Origin of the sequence: Vibrio sp. MEBiC08052 (assembly GCF_001506075.1) — a bacterium.
Taxonomy (GTDB): domain Bacteria; phylum Pseudomonadota; class Gammaproteobacteria; order Enterobacterales; family Vibrionaceae; genus Vibrio.
The window spans coordinates 704,638-722,229 of record NZ_KQ947475.1 but is presented as its reverse complement, the minus strand read 5'-3'; the positions used below and the strand labels follow the sequence as shown (position 1 = coordinate 722,229).

Below are 17,592 nucleotides of genomic sequence, written 5' to 3'. Positions count from 1 at the left end.
TAATTAAGCCTCTCAGCTGCACTTTCCAACCATCAGCACTTGAAAAAATAAGCCAGTTTTTCAATGATATCTGACTGGAGTACCGTTTCCTGAGTTCCACCGTTCAGATCTTTAAAAACGACCATCTGTTGTGCCATTTCGTCCTCTCCCAGAACTAATGCAACAGAGGCGCCGACTTTATCAGCCCGCTTAAACTGTTTCTTAAAGTTACCACCACCAAAATGGTTCATGACACGTAGTGTCGGCAATGATTCTCGTACCGATTCTGCCAGAGTCCCCCCTGCCGATAAGGTACCTTCACCAGCCGTCACGATATAAACATCGACCTGACGCGCAACGTCATCAGTCAGTTCCAGCGCTTCAACCATCAGAACCAGACGCTCTAGTCCCATAGCAAAACCAACAGCTGATGTCGCTTTACCACCCATTTGCTCGACAAGGCCGTCATAACGACCACCACCACAGACAGTCCCCTGAGCACCGAGACTTTCGGTTACCCATTCGAAAACGGTACGGTTGTAGTAATCCAGTCCGCGAACCAAACGTTCATTAACGGTGTATTCGATACCGACAGCGTCAAGAAGTTCACATAAACCGGCAAAATGAGCGCGCGAATCATTATCAAGATACTCTGATAGCTTCGGTGCATCGCCCAAAATTGCCTGTATTTCAGGATTTTTGGTATCGAGAACACGTAATGGATTGGTATACATCCGACGTTTACTGTCTTCATCCAGCACCGATTCATGCTGTTCCAGAAAAGTAATCAATGCGGTCCGGTATTCGGCTCGTGCTTCTGGTGAACCAATAGAATTCAGTTCAAGTCGTACATACTGAGCGATTCCCAGCTCTCGCCAAATCCGGGCAGTCATCATGATCAATTCAGCATCAATATCCGGCCCGTCAAGGCCAAACACCTCAGCACCACACTGGTGGAATTGTCGGTATCGTCCTTTTTGCGGCCGTTCGTGGCGGAACATCGGCCCCATATACCACAAACGCTGTTCCTGATTATAGAGCAGACCGTTTTGAATCCCGGCACGAACACAACCCGCCGTCCCTTCAGGGCGCAGAGTCAGGCTGTCGCCATTGCGATCCTCAAACGTGTACATTTCTTTTTCAACCACATCGGTGACTTCACCGATAGCACGGCTGAACAGATGCGTCATTTCAATAATCGGCATACGGATTTCACTATAACCGTATGCATTAATGACTTGTTTTACCTTGCCCTCAACCTTTTGCCAGAGCGGTGATTGTGTCGGGAGGCAGTCGTTCATGCCTCGAATTGCTTGAATTGTTTTTGCCACAAGGATTACCGTAAATTCATCATGATATTAATTGTTGTCTTCGACTTGAGTGACCTGAATGCGATTTTGCTGGTCGAGCATTGATGCTTTTGCCCGGATTTTTGCTTCAAGCTGATGAATTAAATCATCATTGTCGAATCGTTCTTTCTGGCGGATACCGTCTTCATAAAATGCACTTTTTCGGTTACTGCCGGCAATCCCGAGATGTGAAGCTTCAGCCTCACCGGGACCATTGACGACACAGCCTATAATCGAGACATCCATTGGTGTGAGAATATCTTCCAAACGCTCTTCAAGTGCATTGACAGTGCCGATGACATCAAACTCCTGACGGGAACAACTCGGACAGGCAATAAAATTGATCCCCCGGGAACGAATCCGCAAAGATTTGAGGATATCAAATCCGACTTTAATTTCTTCAACTGGATTTGCAGCCAGTGAAATACGCAACGTGTCGCCAATCCCCTCGGCAAGCAACATACCCAGCCCGACAGAGGATTTAACCGCGCCAGCGCGGGCACCACCGGCTTCGGTGATCCCTAAATGTAAAGGTTGATCGATTTTTTGAGCCAACAGACGATAAGAATCAACAGCCAGAAAAACATCGGATGCTTTGACACTCACTTTAAATTGGTCGAAATTAAGTCGATCAAGAATATCAACGTGACGCATTGCGGATTCCACCAGCGCTTCGGCCGTCGGCTCACCATACTTCTGTTGAATATCTTTTTCTAATGATCCGCCATTCACACCAATGCGGATCGGAATGCCTTTATCACGTGCGCAGTCCACAACTGCACGAATCCGCTCTTCACGGCCGATATTTCCCGGATTGATCCGTAAACAATCGACACCGTATTCAGCAACCTGAAGTGCTATGCGGTAATCAAAATGGATATCTGCCACCAAAGGAATCGATACACGTTTCTTAATTTCTCGAAATGCTTCCGCTGCATCCATGGTCGGAACTGAAACCCGAACAATATCTGCACCGACTTTTTCCAGTGAAAGGATTTGAGCAACCGTTGCCTCGACATCGGTCGTTCTCGTATTTGTCATCGACTGAACTGCGATGGGCGCACCATCGCCGATAGGAACGTCACCGACGTAAATACGTGTCGAACGGCGACGCTTTATTGGAGACTCATATTGCATATTTTTGTCTAAGGTAAGCTAAATCTGGCTACTTTGCCTGAAGTATACCCAGAAAGGTCCACAGGTTCACCTGCAAATGTCATAGAAACACCTTCTGGAGCCCCTAAAATAACCTTAAATGGAGCTTCCCCCTGAAGCTGAACGGATTGATTTTCTTTTTTCAATCCAATCAATAGCGTTTTACCGTTTGCATCAATGACACGAACCCAGCAATCATCCTTAAAATTCATGCTCAAAGTCGTCAATGCAACTGAAGATTGCGGCTCATCTGCTACTGGTGAGGATGTCGCTGGATCGGAAACGACCGGCTCTGCTGGCGCGGTATCTTCATCAGTCACAGCTTCTTGCTTGTCTTGAGGGGATTGTGCCAGTGCAGATACTGTATCCGTATCATCGGCTACGTTTGCTCCGGGCTCTTCAGGTGAAACGGCATTCTCAACATCAGGTGACGCTTGTTCTTGGGATGACTGAGTCAGATCACGCACCGTCGTAAAATCATCTGTTTTCTCATCTCCCGACGAGCCCGCAACTTGATCCTGTTCCGATGATGCCTGGGACTGAGGCGGAATCAGCGTGTCCTGTTTTTGATTCTGATACCACCAGACTGATGAAATACCGATCACAATGGCAACAATACCGACCGTAATCAGATTAATCCGACTGTTATGCTGCTCCCGGGTCGTTTTTCTTGAAAAACTGGTCATCAATAAATCAGGGTCAGTAGCACCGCAGTAATGATCATACGCGGCAAGGATCTCCGGCTCATCAACCCCAACCAGTTTGGCATAAGAGCGAACATAACCTCTTGTAAATGTTGATACCTTATCGATATCAAAATTATTTTCCTCTAGCGACTGTATAATCGTCAGACGTAACCGAAGCCTGTCCGCGATCTGCTTTTGAGTCAACCCAAGTGATTCTCGTTTCTGTTTCAGAAGCGAGCCGGGGCCTATCTGGCTATCTTCTTCTTTTACTATTTCTGATTCTGTCATCACGTCGCATCTATCTCTTGTCTCTTTGCTGTAACTTTATAATAAGCATAGTGCTTTATTGATTTTAGTTCTTTTGGGATAGCTTATTTCCGTTCCAGCACAAAATAAGGTTCATCTTAGCGTCAAAATTATCAGTAATTCAAATAATTTTGATACATACAGGTCATTCTAAAGGATATTAAAACTGAAACAACAATGAATTAAGGAAGAAGACTCGGTCAAATCCAAGTTTTTCGGGAAATTGACACAAAACAGAGCCAACTTCTGGGTGAAACAGGTAAGAAAACGACTTTTATCAACTCATCGCACTTCTTGAACAGAGGTAAAATATACGCTCAGAAAGCTCCCATAAAGGAAGTCAATCATATCAAATAAAGGGGATTCCGACACGGAACAGTTTCAATCATAGAAAAATAAACGTCTGCATCAGGGAAAGTCATGCGTAATAACAATCAATTAACCGCTTTAATCGGAATTGTATTTTCCTGCTCAGTCAATAACCGGGTCCGTTTGGTCCGATCAATCACATCTCCGACCAGTTGACCACAGGCGGCATCAATGTCATCCCCACGCGTTTTACGCACGGTTACTGTGTATTCATGCCCCATTAGGGTTTTCATGAACCGATCAATCCGAGAATTACTTGGTTTTCGATACGGTGATCCCGGATAAGGATTGAATGGAATCAGGTTAATCTTACATGGCGTATCTTTCATTAATTCCGCCAATTCATGAGCATGCTCAGTACCGTCATTGACATGATCCAGCAAAATATATTCAACCGTCACTTTGCCACGGTTGGCATTTGACGAAGCAATATAGCGACGTACCGATGCTAGAAAATCCTGAATATCCCACCGATCATTGATCGGCATGATTTCACTACGCAGTTTATCATTCGGAGCATGGAGAGAAATCGCCAACGCAACATCAATTCGTCCGGTCATCTGTTCCAGTCCGGAAACAACACCAGAGGTAGAGACCGTTACTCGACGCTTAGATAATCCGAACCCTAAGTCGTCCAGCATGATCTCCAGCGCAGGAAGAAGATTTTTCATATTGAGCAATGGTTCACCCATTCCCATCATCACGATATTAGTGATGGGACGTCGGCCGGTCTCTTTCTCCATGCCGATTTCACGGGCAGCACGCCAGACTTGCCCGATAATTTCGGAAACGCGTAAGTTACGGTTAAACCCTTGTTGCGCGGTAGAACAAAATTTACATTCCAGCGCACAACCAACCTGAGATGACACACATAATGTGGCCCGATCATCTTCCGGGATATAGACGGTTTCGACATCTTGGTCACCAACACGCATTGCCCATTTGATCGTCCCATCCGATGAATGTTGAGCAGCTGAAACCAGTGGCGCTTTAATCTCGCAGCGCTTTTTCAGCTTTTCTCTCAGCTTTTTATTAATGTTGGTCATCTGTTCAAAGTCATCACAACCAAAGTGATAAATCCACTTCATAATTTGATCAGCACGAAACGCTTTTTCGTTCAGTTCTTCAGTAAAAAACTGACGTAAAGCTGTACGATCGAAATCGAGCAGATTAATTTTTTGTGTGGTCATGGTGCCTCTCAGAAAAACCGAACATCAAATTCAGGGCGCGAATTGTACAGCCTTTGAGCACTGACAACAAGCCCGTTGATTAAGCAAAAAACCCTGTTTAAAACAGGGTTTTCAATTGCATATTTCAGTCATAAATCACATTCAATTATGACTGAAATACTCTTGGACAGATTTCTGAATCAGGGAAGAAAAAAGCAATTTCCCGGGCAGCAGAATCTTCACTATCACTGCCATGAACTGAATTCAAACGCATATTCAATGCGTAATCAGCGCGAAGCGTACCACAAGCAGCTTCTTCCGGGTTGGTTTTTCCCATCAACTCTCGGTAGCGAGCAATGGCATTTTCACCTTCAAGCACCTGCACCATAATCGGTCCGGAAGTCATAAACTCTTTTAGCGGATCAAAAAATGGTTTTCCTTGATGTTCTGCGTAAAAACCACTCGCCTGCTCTTCAGTCAAATGCACCATCTTTGCTGCAATAATCTGCAATCCGGCTTTTTCAATACGATGATAAATTTCACCAATCAGGTTACGCTCTACAGCATCTGGCTTTATGATAGAAAACGTTCTCTCTAACGCCATAAAATTGTCCTTTCTTTCTCTATCGTTATTCAGATATCACGATCTGAATTTTATTTTAGTCAATCAATAAACGAGCCAAAGTACGAATACCAATCCCTGTCGCACCGGCAGCCCACTTATCCGTGGCTGATTTACGGTAAGTCGCGGCACAATCTAAATGTAACCAACCTTTGCGATAATCTTCAACAAAGTGCGACAAAAATGCCGCAGCGGTACTGGCACCCGGCGAATAATCAGAAGCGCTGATATTCGATAGATCGGCAAAACTAGAAGGCAACATGTCACGATGGAATGACTCCAGCGGCAGTGGCCATAACCGTTCCCCTTCCATTTTCGCAACGGAAAGCGCTTGATGACTTAAGGTTTCGTCAAAGCTCATCAACGCATGATAGTCGACGCCCAATGCTGTTTTCGCAGCACCCGTTAGCGTTGCACAGTCAATGATCATTTCTGGCTGCTGTTCACTGGCATAGATCAAGCCGTCGGCCAATACTAAACGGCCTTCCGCATCCGTGTTCATGATCTCAACTGTTTTACCATTCTTATAGGTAATGACATCGCCCAATTTCAGTGCACGTCCGGATACCATGTTTTCCGCACAGCACAGAATCAGTTTCACCCGTTTATTCAGACCGCGTAAAATCGCTAGTCCTAACCCACTGGTGGCCAGCGCCGCACCGCCCATATCAGACTTCATGGATGCCATAAAGTTCGAAGGTTTCAGACTGTAGCCGCCCGAATCAAATGTGATACCTTTGCCGACCAGACAAGCATAAACCGGTGCGTTTTCATCACCCGTCGGGTTGAAATCCAATTGCAGCATTGCTGAAGTTCGCTCAGAGCCGCGTCCGACAGCAAAAATCCCTTCCCAGCCATCGGAAAGTAAATCTTTATCTTTCACAATACGATAAGAAACCAGTTCAGGCGCGAGAGACTTCACAAACTCAGCGGCCATTGTTGCCAGTTGTCGGGGGGCAACCTCTTCAGCACTCTTATTAATGACATCTCTTGCCCAGTCAGATGTTTTGATCCGAGCCTCAAGTTCTCGCTGATCGTCTTCAGCAAGTTCTTCCCATGTTAACGTGTTTAATTTTTTAGGATCACGATATCCTTGATAAAAAGCCCAAATCCGCTCCAAATCCCAATCACTGCCAACTAATGAAATATTACGCAAGCTTTGCCCATCCATTTTTCGGGCTGCTTTCTGAATCGTGGCCAGAGGGGTAGATAATGGATCGATATGAATGGTCACACCGGATTCAGAATAAGAAATTGTCGCATTTTCCCCCCACTGTTCAGGGGCTTTTTCTTGGCTAATAGATACTGACATATTTACAGACATGGCCTCTCCTTGTCTTTCTTCACTTTTTGCCACTTATTTTCTGGTTCACTCAGACAATTTACCATTATATCTGGCAAACATGTCAAATTGATAAAAAGCGGACCTGTAAAGATCCGCTTTTGACGAGATTTATTTTACAAGCACTCTTGACGCAAGAAAGATGACAACATTAATCGATTTCGTCCATCCAACACAGAATAATTGCTTCCAGAATTTTTTCATTCGAATGATTTGGATCATCATCAAAATCATCCAAATCCATGACCCATTGATGTAAATCGGTAAAACGTACATTTTTCGGGTCAACATCAGGATAAAGTTCGCATAGTTCGATAGCAATATCCCGTGAATCAATCCACTTCATCATTCGTTCCTATCAGATACTGTGTGCAGCGGTAAAAATTAATGCTCTTCCGCTGCATGGTTCAATGTATATTTAGGGATTTCAATCACTAAATCTTCATCGGTCACTTTAGCCTGGCAACCCAGCCGAGACTCAGGCTCAAGCCCCCATGCCTTATCCAGCATATCGTCTTCCAGTTCATCACTTTCATTCAGTGAGTCAAACCCTTCTCGAACGATAACATGGCAGGTGGTACACGCACATGATTTCTCACACGCATGCTCAATCTCAATCCCATTTTTCAATGCCACATCAAGAACCGTTTCTCCGGTCTCAGCCTCAAGGACAGCACCTTCAGGACACAACTCTTCATGAGGTAACACAATAATCTTTGGCATGTTTGTATCTCAACTACTCAATATCATCTACAGACTGACCCGCTAGTGCTTCGCGAATCGATTTATCCATACGGCGCGAAGCAAATGGCTGACTCACTATATCAATATCTTTGATTCCCTGTTCAATCGCATTGGCATCATCACCATTTCTCAAAGCAATCAGCGTTTCAATCGCTTTCAGGAGCTCAGCTCTTTCTTGCGCATCCAATAGTTCATCACTATCAGCCTGCATTGCTGCAATTAACCCTTCAATCACACGGTCAGCTTCGACGCGCTGTTCCACCAACGCCCGGACCTGCATGTCTTCGGCGGCATAAGCCATGGAATCTTTGAGCATTGAGGCAACTTCGTCTTCACTTAAACCATAAGACGGTTTCACCTGAATTTCAGCCTGAACACCGGTACTTTTTTCCATAGCGGTGACAGAAAGCAGGCCATCGGCATCAACTTGATAAGTAACCCGGATATGTGCAGCACCGGCGGTCATCGGTGGGATCCCCTTTAACGAGAAACGCGCCAAAGAGCGACAATCGGCAACCATCTCCCGCTCTCCCTGCACCGTATGGACCATCATCGCTGTCTGGCCATCTTTAAACGTCGTAAACTCTTGTGCCCGGGCAACCGGAATCGTTGTATTACGTGGAATAATTTTTTCTACTAATCCGCCCATGGTTTCAATGCCCAGCGAAAGAGGAATCACATCCAACAACAACATTTCCGAATCCGGTTTATTACCCACCAGAATATCAGCTTGCGTGGCAGCACCAATCGCCACGACTTCATCGGGATTAATACTGGTCAGCGGCTCGCGACCAAAGAATTCACCAACCATTTCCCGGACGAATGGAGTTCGGGTCGAACCACCAACCATCACCACTTCGATCACTTCGTCTGCATCAACTTCGGCATCTTTCAATGCGCGGCGACATGACATCAGCGTCTTTTTCACTAATGGTTGAATCAGTACTTCAAACTGTTCACGGCTCAGTTGTCCATGCCAGCCAAGCACTGAGATATCCGCCGATTCAGCGTCCGATAAATCAATTTTTGCCTGCGATGCGGCATCTAACAACGTGCGATACTCTTCAGCACTGAGCTTATGTTCAATGCCAATGCATTCTTTGAGATGCTCTGCGATGAGGTTATCAAAATCATCCCCACCAAGCGCAGAATCACCGCCAATCGACAGTACTTCAAAGACGCCTTTTGACAGGCGCAGAATGGAGATATCAAATGTCCCGCCACCGAGGTCATAAACCGCAATCACCCCTTCACGTCCAGAATCAAGGCCATAAGCAATAGCAGCGGCAGTCGGTTCGTTCAATAAACGTAATACATGGAGTCCGGCTAACTGGGCGGCCTCTTTCGTGCCTGCGCGCTGGGCATCATCAAAATAAGCAGGCACAGTAATCACTACGCCGGCCAATTCGCCACCAAGTGATTGCTCCGCACGATGTGCCAGAGTTCTGAGAATATCGGCAGACACCTGAATTGGGTTTTTATCCCCCTGTGCGGTTTGGAGCACAGGTAAACCATTCTGGCTCGATTTAAACCGATAGGGTAAATGAGGATAACGTTGTTGAACGTCCTCCAGCGAACGACCAATCAGTCTTTTTACGGAAATAACTGTATTTTCAGGATCTTGTTGAGCTTTTTTGCGCGCATCAACACCAACTGTTACCGTATCCCGGGCATAATTGACAACCGAAGGGACAATGGACCATCCATTTTGATCGGGTAGCGTTTCAGCAGTACCACTCCGGACCGAAGCCACCAGTGAGTTTGTTGTACCTAAATCAATGCCTGCTGCCAGCTTGTGTTGATGAGGTGTCGCACTCTGACCAGGCTCAGCGATTTGCAGTAATGCCATAGGGCTTTCCTTTGTTCTGAACTAGCCGAGAAGTTTCTCTTCGGCGCGTTCGATTTCATTTCTTAGTTTGGCAATAAATTTGAGTTTCCGGACTGTATTTGCAGCCGATTCCCATTGAAATTGCGCAAGTTGTTCTTTCAGGACAGTCAATTGTATTTTGTACATTTTGCTGACTTTCCCTTCAAAATCGATTAGTTGTTCCTGAGCATCTGCAGCACTTTCAAGTATTTCCAGTTCTTCACGTAACAACATCTGTTCCATCAGGAATTCAGGATCCTGCATGGTCTGTTGTTCACTCCGAAGATCAATCCCATGGAGCATTAAAAGATACTCCGCACGACGGATATCATTTTTCAGCGTCTGGTAAGCATCATTGATCTCTGAAGCTTTCTGCACCGCAATTAAACGCTCACGCTCTGAAGCGATGGCAAAGTTATCTGGGTGAAAATTCTTTTGCAACTCTCGGAACTGAGAAGAAAGAAGGCTACCATCCAGATCAAACTGAGTTGGTAGCCCAAATAATTCAAAATAATTCATGTCAATATCAGTCCTGATTCATCGGCTATCCAATTCAACATTCATCAATCCTGACTTTCGATGTCGTTGTTCTCACTTTCGTGATACGCATCTTGATATGAATGTTCTTAATTGTAGACTGCGATATGAATCGATGTGGTCGTATTCACAGCAGCTATCGTCTTAAACATTAAAGCTTTCACCACAACCACATTCACTTTTGACATTCGGGTTGTTGAATTCAAAGCCTTCGTTTAATCCTTGTTTCACATAATCGAGCTCAGTACCGTCAAGATAGACGAGACTTTTGGCGTCAATGATAATTTTAACACCATGATTTTCAAAGACTTGGTCTTCTTCATTGAGATCATCAACAAACTCCAGCACGTACGCCATGCCGGAACAACCTGTTGTTTTAACACCTAAACGCAAGCCGATCCCTTTCCCGCGATTGTCTAAAAAAGAACGAACTCGATCTGCTGCTGTTTCAGTTAAGGTGATGGACATACAACTCTAACCTTAAATCTAGTGGGTTTCAGAGGGAGTCTGTCAGACTCCCTCGATCAATTATTAATGCTCGTGTTTTTTCTTATAATCCGCAACAGCTGCTTTAATCGCATCTTCTGCAAGAATCGAACAATGAATTTTCACTGGTGGCAGTTCAAGTTCTTCAGCGATTTCAGCATTTTTTATCGCTGCCGCTTCATCAATCGACTTGCCTTTCACCCACTCGGTGACTAATGAGCTGGAAGCAATCGCACTACCACACCCATAAGTTTTAAATTTCGCATCTTCGATGATGCCTTCCGGTGACACTCTGATTTGCAGTTTCATAACGTCGCCGCACGCAGGTGCACCTACCATACCACTTCCGACACTCGGGTCTTCTTTGTCAAAAGAACCAACATTTCGTGGATTCTCATAGTGGTCGATTACTTTATCACTATATGCCATGATGATTACCTCATATCCTCTATCGCTGGGAAGAAATTAATGATGAGCCCACTCAACGGAACTCAAATCAACGCCTTCCTTGTACATATCCCATAGAGGAGACATGTCGCGTAATTTATCTACAGCTACCCGGATTTGCTCGACCGCGTAGTCTACCTCTTCTTCCGTCGTAAAACGACCAAATGAAAAACGAATTGAGCTATGAGCCAGTTCATCGTTCATCCCCAGAGCGCGCAATACATAAGATGGCTCCAAGCTGGCAGAAGTACATGCACTACCAGACGAGACTGCAAGGTCTTTTAAAGACATCAGTAACGATTCACCTTCAACATAAGCAAAGCTGATGTTCAGGTTGTTCGGCAAACGCTGTTCAAGATCACCGTTAACCGTGACAGCTTCCATTCCTTCTAGGCCGGCCAACATCCGATCACGTAACTTTTTCGCATGATCATAGTCTTGCTGCATCTCTTCTTTAGCAATTCGGCAAGCTTCTCCCATACCAACGATCTGATGCGTGGGCAGCGTTCCTGAACGGAATCCGCGCTCATGTCCGCCACCATGCATTTGCGCTTCAAGACGAATACGCGGCTTACGACGAATATATAAAGCACCAATCCCTTTCGGGCCGTAAATCTTGTGTCCGGATAAAGAAATCAGATCAACCTTCATCTGTTGAACGTCAATCGGTAGTTTTCCAGCCGATTGAGCCGCATCCACGTGGAATACAATCTTATGCTCACGGCACAACTCACCGATGGCTTCTATATCCTGAATCACACCAATTTCATTGTTGACATGCATGATAGAGACAAGCACCGTTTCATCACGCATTGCTGCTTTCAGCTTATTGAGATCAATTAAGCCATTTGACTCTGGCTCAAGATATGTAACTTCAAAACCTTCGCGTTCAAGTTGACGACAGGTATCCAGAACCGCTTTATGCTCGGTCTTACAGGTAATGACATGCTTGCCTTTCTTACCGTAAAAATGAGCCGCACCTTTAATCGCAAGGTTATTAGACTCTGTCGCACCTGAGGTGAAAACAATTTCTCTTGAATCTGCATTCAACAATGCTGCGATCTGCTCACGGGCCGTATCAACAGCCTCTTCTGCCTGCCAGCCATAACGATGAGAACGAGACGCCGGATTACCGTAAATACCATCAACCGTCATGTACTGAACCATTTTTTCAGCAACACGATGATCAACCGGACATGTTGCTGAATAATCAAAATAAATAGGCAGTTTCATTTTCTACTCCAATGTAAAACTAGCAATTATGACCGAGCATTCGCTCTAAGAGACACAGGTTCGGCTGACACCGAAAGCGGTTTCTGCTGCGTGCGTCCCTGATTGATTGCAAGGTCTACATTCTGTCGATCTGAAATTTCTATTACTTCGTTATCATTCATCAGATCACCCAGTGTAATATTATTGAGAAAATCACTAATACGAGAACTTAAATCGCACCAAAGTGCATGTGTCAGACAACGGGTTCCGCTCTGACAGTCACCTTTCCCTGAACATTTGGTTGCATCAACGGATTCATCAACGGCACCGATGACATGTCCGACAGAAATCGCATAAGCTTCAGCACCCAAACGGTAGCCGCCACCCGGCCCCCGAACACTTGCAACCAATCCGGCTTTACGCAGTTTTGCAAATAACTGCTCCAGATAGGACAAAGAAATACCCTGGCGCTCGGAGATATCAGCCAGCGGCACTGGATTTTGTTGCGAATGCAGAGCCACATCAAGCATGGCGGTCACTGCATATCTTCCTTTTGATGTTAATCTCATAATCACTTTTATCCACACCGTTTATGTGGATCACAGCTTGCCATACCTGACTAAATAGGTCAAGTATTTAATTGACCTATTTAGTCAGGTATTTATCCCTTCAATAAAGATGGTTATTTCCCGCATCGTTCGATCGACGTCAAAATACCTCTTAATATATTGATTTCCTGAGATTCCGGACGAGCACGACTAAATAAACGTCGTAATTTATTCATCACCAGACTCGGTTGTTCTTCGGTAATAAACTGGGTCTGAAACAGCACTTTCTCCAGATGCTGATAGAATCGTTCTAACTCATCATGACGCGGATACGCAGGTTGCAGGTCTTGAGGAAAAGCCTGCGATTGGCGCTCCAGATAGGCGACACGAATCTCATAGCAAAGCGTCTGTACCGCCATCGCCAGATTCAAAGAACTGTATTCAGGATTAGCCGGAATCGCGACATGATAGTGGCACTTCTGCAGCTCTTCATTCGTTAGCCCCGTTCTCTCCCGGCCAAACACTAATGCTACCGGGGATTGCTCTCCTTCCTGAACAAAGCGTTCGCCACAAGCTCTCGGAGTCAACATAGGCCAAGACAGTGTTCTCGAACGAGCACTACTGCCAACCACTAACTGACAATCTTCAACCGCAGCTTCAAGGGAATCAACAATCGTTGCATTTAACGCAATTTCGCTAGCACCGGCTGCCATTGCAATGGCCTGTGCATCAATCTCACATTGAGGAGTAACCAAAACCATCTGGCTGAATCCCATCACTTTCATTGCCCGAGCCGCTGAACCGATGTTACCTGAATGAGAAGTGCCGACCAGCACGATTTTCACTTGACTGAGCATGGGTGATTCTACTTTATTGATTATGGGATGACGACATCATTGAATAGCTGCCGATGTTACCATAAAGCAGATAAAAATGGTCAGGTTCTGAGTGAAATAATCCCCCTATAGAACATAATTTAACCACTTCCTTTTCTGAGGATCTCTGGTATACTTTAGCCCGCTTTTTTCGTTCTTTAACATCCGTTGGGAAACCCGTATGCATCCAATGCTTAATATTGCTATTCGTGCCGCACGAAAAGCTGGCAACCATATTGCTAAATCACTAGAAAATTCTGAAAAAATTCAGTCAACTCAAAAAGGTACGAACGATTTCGTTACTAATGTAGATCAAGAAGCAGAGTCTATTATTGTTGACGTTATCAAAAACGCTTATCCGGAACATGTCATTATTGCTGAAGAAAATGGCGTGATTGAAGGAAAAGATCAAGACGTACAATGGATCATCGACCCACTGGATGGCACCACCAATTTCCTCAGAGGACTACCTCACTTCTCCGTCTCTATCGCTGTACGCATCAAAGGCAAAACTGAAGTCGCCTGTGTTTACGACCCGATGATGAATGAGTTGTTTACCGCACAGCGTGGCTCGGGCGCACAATTGAACAGTTCCCGCATTCGCGTCAATGCGCTCAAAGATTTACAGGGCACCGTGCTGGCAACGGGCTTTCCTTTTAAACAAAAACAGCACGCAGAGTCTTACCTGAAAATTGTTTCTTCTCTCTTTACTGAATGTGCTGATTTCCGCAGAACAGGCTCTGCGGCACTGGATTTATGCTACGTTGCCGCTAATCGTGTCGATGGTTTCTTTGAACTGGGATTGAAACCATGGGATATGGCAGCAGGCGAGCTCATCGCCCGTGAAGCCGGTGCTATCGTCACGGATTTCGCAGGTGGGACAAATTACATCAAGTCAGGTAATATCGTGGCATCAAGCGCCAAAGGAACCAAAGCAATCCTGAAGCATATCCGCGAACAAGGTAATGATGCGATTCTAAAATAATCATTGCTTGAATGGTCTGAACATAAAAAAACCGCTGATATCAGCGGTTTTTTATTATTAAGCTCAGTACGAATGATTAAGGGAGTTCATCAAACTCCGCACCTTCCTTCTCGACTTGCGGTTGAAGTAAGTGCTCACGTTTGATCCCTAGTTTTAAGGCCAGAGCAGAGGCAACATAGATTGAAGAGTAGGTCCCGACGGTGATACCCAGTAACAATGCCAGTGCAAACCCGTGAATCATCGCGCCACCCTCAACAAATAAAGCAATCACCACGAATAACGTCGTACCGGAAGTAATTAAAGTCCGGCTCAGCGTCTGTGTAATTGAATTATTCATAACTTCGGCAGATTCTCCTTTGCGCATTTTACGGAAATTCTCACGAATCCGGTCAAAGACAACGATAGTATCGTTGAGTGAGTACCCCACCACCGTCAGCAATGCCGCGACGATAGTCAGATCAACTTCGATCTGTAAGAACGAAAACACACCGAGCGTAATGGTCACGTCATGCGCCAGAGACAAAACAGCCCCGGCAGATAAACGCCATTCAAAACGCATCGACACATACATCAGGATACAAAGGAGCGATATCAGGATTGCCATCCCGCCCGCTTCAGTGAGTTCATCACCGACGTTGGGGCCGACAAACTCGATACGACGCATTTCAACATGCTGTCCTGTACCAGCATTGATTGCGCTGATGATTTGGTTACCCAGTGCTTCACCGGCAACATTATCACGCGGGCGAAGACGAACTAACACATCTTTGGCCGAACCAAAGTTTTGCACAGTCGCATCGCCAAAACCTTTCGCTTCAAGCGCACTCCTGACCCGTTCAAGATCAGCAGGTTGCTCAAAACTCACTTCAATCAGTGTGCCACCGGTAAAATCAAGCCCCCAGTTAAACCCCTTCGTAGAGATTGTCACGATAGACGCCACAATCACTAACGCTGAAAGGAGGAAGGCAAACTTCGACCAACCCATAAAGTTGATCGCTTGCTTTGCTTTTAGAATTTGAAACATATCTATTCCCAGCTTTTAATCATGACGACGATTAGATCGACAATTTCTTAATCCGCTTGCCGCCATAAAGCAAGTTCACCACACAACGTGTCCCAATAATGGCAGTAAACATTGAAGTCAGAATACCAATGGACAACGTCACAGCAAATCCTTTGATTGCACCCGTTCCGACCGCAAACAAGATAATCGCAGTGATTAACGTTGTGATATTTGCATCAGCAATGGTGCTAAATGCATTGGCATATCCCTGATGAATCGCCTGTTGCGGATTACGCCCTTCAACGAGTTCTTCCCGGATCCGCTCAAAGATCAACACGTTGGCATCCACCGCCATACCGACAGTCAATACAATCCCTGCAATTCCCGGCAATGTCATCGTTGCCCCGGGGATCATAGACATCACCCCGACAATCAATATCAAGTTTGCCACCAGCGCCAAATTCGCAATCAAACCGAACTTACGATAGTAAAGTGCGGTGAACAGCATCACTGCGAGCATCCCCCAGACACATGCCTGAACCCCCATATCGATATTCTGTTGTCCCATAGACGGACCGATTGTCCGCTCTTCAACAATAGAAATCGGAGCGATCAAAGCACCGGCACGGAGCAGCAATGCCAGATTATGTGCTTCAGCGGAAGAATCGATCCCCGTAATCCGGAAACTACGTCCCAAAGCCGACTGAATTGTCGCTTGGTTAATCACTTCTTCGTGTTTCGTCAGGATAATTTTCCCCTGCGGTGTTTTACGACCACTGTCTTTATACTCAGCAAAAACAGTTGCCATTAACTTACCGATATTTTTCTCGGAGAATGCGGACATTTTATTACCGCCTTCACTATCGAGAGAAATATTAACCTGAGGCCGGCCATATTCATCAGCGCTCGAACTCGCATCGGTGATACTGGCACCACTGAGGATAACGCGTTTTTTCAGCACGACCGGACGACCTTGACGGTCAAGTTTGACCTCCGTTCCCGGTGGAACACGTCCGGCAGCAGCTGCTGCCAAATCGACACTGGTATCAACTTCACGGAATTCCAGTGTTGCCGTCGCACCCAGAATCTCTTTGGCACGCGCAGTGTCTTGGACACCGGGCAGTTCAACTACAATACGGTTGGCTCCCTGACGCTGCACCAATGGCTCCGCAACCCCAAGCTCATTGACCCGGTTTCTTAAAATCGTAATGTTCTGCTCAACTGCGTAATTACGGATTTCTTGCAGACGCGCTTCGGTATACATCGCAGTCACAACATAGCGACCTTGGTTTTCTGCCGCTGAGATAGTCATATCCCGGTGTTTTGGCTGAAGAATGTTTACTGCCTCATTAGCCTGTTCTTCGTTACGCAGTACGACTTCCAAACGCTTGTTGTCAGCAGTATGAACGGCACGATAACGAATCTTAGCTTCCCGAAGCTCGGTTCGGAAGGCATCTTCTTCCTGAGTCAGTAATTTGTCCATGGCGGCATCCATATCCACTTCCATCAGGAAATGCACGCCACCGCGTAAATCAAGCCCTAGCTTCATCGGTGTCGCACCAATAGACTCCAGCCAATGCGGTGTCAATGGTGCAAGGTTCAATGCCACGATCATATTACGATCAAGCGCATCCCGAATCGTATCTCGGGCACTCAATTGAGTATCGGTATTATTGAACCGGACAAGAATAGAGCCGTTTTCTAAAGCGGCTGATTTATATGAAAGGTGCGCTTTGTCAAGCGACTGGGTGACAGTATCCAGCGTTGCCATATCAACGGAGGCGCCTCGCGCCCCTGTTATTTGAACAGCTGGGTCTTCACCGTAAATGTTCGGAAGTGCATACAATGCAGAGATGGCGATAATCAATGCCACCATTAGATACTTCCATAATGGGTAACGGTTCAGCACAG

18 protein-coding genes are annotated in these 17,592 nt (G+C 45.7%); 1 reads left to right on the top strand and 17 read right to left on the bottom strand.

Annotated features, from left to right (window positions below; all coding sequences use genetic code 11):
* Window positions 1-32: 32 nt before the first annotated feature.
* From hisS to trmJ, 15 genes are all read right to left on the bottom strand, one after another.
* Window positions 33-1,310 carry a histidine--tRNA ligase gene (gene hisS / locus VRK_RS03360; protein ID WP_059120094.1) on the bottom strand — a complete coding sequence of 426 codons (1,278 nt, stop codon included), beginning with the start codon at window positions 1,308-1,310 and terminating at the stop codon, window positions 33-35.
* 27 nt (window positions 1,311-1,337) lie between these two features.
* Complete coding sequence (gene ispG / locus VRK_RS03355) at window positions 1,338-2,465, bottom strand: flavodoxin-dependent (E)-4-hydroxy-3-methylbut-2-enyl-diphosphate synthase (protein WP_059120093.1); 1,128 nt, start codon at window positions 2,463-2,465, stop codon at window positions 1,338-1,340.
* 8 nt (window positions 2,466-2,473) lie between these two features.
* Window positions 2,474-3,457: a cytoskeleton protein RodZ gene (gene rodZ / locus VRK_RS03350; RefSeq protein ID WP_059120092.1), complete on the bottom strand. Its 984-nt coding sequence runs from the start codon at window positions 3,455-3,457 to the stop codon at window positions 2,474-2,476.
* A 452-nt stretch (window positions 3,458-3,909) separates the two neighbouring features.
* Window positions 3,910-5,034, bottom strand: coding sequence for a dual-specificity RNA methyltransferase RlmN (locus tag VRK_RS03345; RefSeq protein WP_059120091.1), 1,125 nt, complete (start codon window positions 5,032-5,034; stop codon window positions 3,910-3,912).
* A 145-nt stretch (window positions 5,035-5,179) separates the two neighbouring features.
* Window positions 5,180-5,617 carry a nucleoside-diphosphate kinase gene (gene ndk / locus VRK_RS03340; RefSeq protein WP_059120090.1) on the bottom strand — a complete coding sequence of 146 codons (438 nt, stop codon included), beginning with the start codon at window positions 5,615-5,617 and terminating at the stop codon, window positions 5,180-5,182.
* Window positions 5,618-5,672: 55 nt separating this feature from the next.
* Entirely contained in the window at window positions 5,673-6,959 is a 1,287-nt protein-coding gene (gene pepB, locus VRK_RS03335) for an aminopeptidase PepB (RefSeq protein WP_059120089.1), read from the bottom strand.
* 169 nt (window positions 6,960-7,128) lie between these two features.
* Window positions 7,129-7,323, bottom strand: a complete 195-nt coding sequence (gene iscX / locus VRK_RS03330) for a Fe-S cluster assembly protein IscX (RefSeq protein WP_059120088.1) — start codon at window positions 7,321-7,323, stop codon at window positions 7,129-7,131.
* A 38-nt stretch (window positions 7,324-7,361) separates the two neighbouring features.
* On the bottom strand, window positions 7,362-7,700 hold the full coding sequence (gene fdx / locus VRK_RS03325) for an ISC system 2Fe-2S type ferredoxin (RefSeq protein WP_059120087.1): 339 nt from the start codon (window positions 7,698-7,700) through the stop codon (window positions 7,362-7,364).
* Window positions 7,701-7,713: 13 nt separating this feature from the next.
* Complete coding sequence (gene hscA, locus VRK_RS03320) at window positions 7,714-9,570, bottom strand: Fe-S protein assembly chaperone HscA (RefSeq protein WP_059120086.1); 1,857 nt, start codon at window positions 9,568-9,570, stop codon at window positions 7,714-7,716.
* 21 nt (window positions 9,571-9,591) lie between these two features.
* A complete protein-coding gene (gene hscB / locus VRK_RS03315) occupies window positions 9,592-10,107 on the bottom strand; it encodes a co-chaperone HscB (protein ID WP_059120085.1) in 516 nt (171 codons plus the stop codon).
* A 162-nt stretch (window positions 10,108-10,269) separates the two neighbouring features.
* The gene (gene iscA / locus VRK_RS03310; RefSeq protein ID WP_038182523.1) at window positions 10,270-10,593 is read right to left on the bottom strand and encodes an iron-sulfur cluster assembly protein IscA; all 324 of its coding nucleotides are present in this window, start codon (window positions 10,591-10,593) and stop codon (window positions 10,270-10,272) included.
* Between the two features lie 63 nt (window positions 10,594-10,656).
* Window positions 10,657-11,040 (bottom strand): Fe-S cluster assembly scaffold IscU, encoded by a 384-nt coding sequence (iscU, locus tag VRK_RS03305; RefSeq protein WP_059120084.1) that lies wholly within the window; start codon window positions 11,038-11,040, stop codon window positions 10,657-10,659.
* A 36-nt stretch (window positions 11,041-11,076) separates the two neighbouring features.
* On the bottom strand, window positions 11,077-12,291 hold the full coding sequence (locus VRK_RS03300) for an IscS subfamily cysteine desulfurase (protein ID WP_059120083.1): 1,215 nt from the start codon (window positions 12,289-12,291) through the stop codon (window positions 11,077-11,079).
* A 26-nt stretch (window positions 12,292-12,317) separates the two neighbouring features.
* Window positions 12,318-12,839, bottom strand: coding sequence for a Fe-S cluster assembly transcriptional regulator IscR (iscR, locus tag VRK_RS03295; protein ID WP_059120082.1), 522 nt, complete (start codon window positions 12,837-12,839; stop codon window positions 12,318-12,320).
* 113 nt (window positions 12,840-12,952) lie between these two features.
* A complete protein-coding gene (gene trmJ / locus VRK_RS03290; RefSeq protein ID WP_059120081.1) occupies window positions 12,953-13,675 on the bottom strand; it encodes a tRNA (cytosine(32)/uridine(32)-2'-O)-methyltransferase TrmJ in 723 nt (240 codons plus the stop codon).
* 199 nt (window positions 13,676-13,874) lie between these two features.
* Here trmJ and suhB point away from each other — a divergent pair, with 199 nt between their 5' ends.
* Complete coding sequence (gene suhB / locus VRK_RS03285) at window positions 13,875-14,678, top strand: inositol-1-monophosphatase (RefSeq protein ID WP_059120080.1); 804 nt, start codon at window positions 13,875-13,877, stop codon at window positions 14,676-14,678.
* Window positions 14,679-14,754: 76 nt separating this feature from the next.
* Here the strand turns inward: suhB and secF are convergent, their stop codons facing one another.
* Together secF and secD are read right to left on the bottom strand one after the other, a co-directional pair.
* Window positions 14,755-15,702 (bottom strand): protein translocase subunit SecF, encoded by a 948-nt coding sequence (gene secF, locus VRK_RS03280; protein WP_059120079.1) that lies wholly within the window; start codon window positions 15,700-15,702, stop codon window positions 14,755-14,757.
* A gap of 31 nt (window positions 15,703-15,733) precedes the next feature.
* A complete protein-coding gene (gene secD, locus VRK_RS03275; protein WP_082671293.1) occupies window positions 15,734-17,590 on the bottom strand; it encodes a protein translocase subunit SecD in 1,857 nt (618 codons plus the stop codon).
* Between the last annotated feature and the right edge of the window lie 2 nt (window positions 17,591-17,592).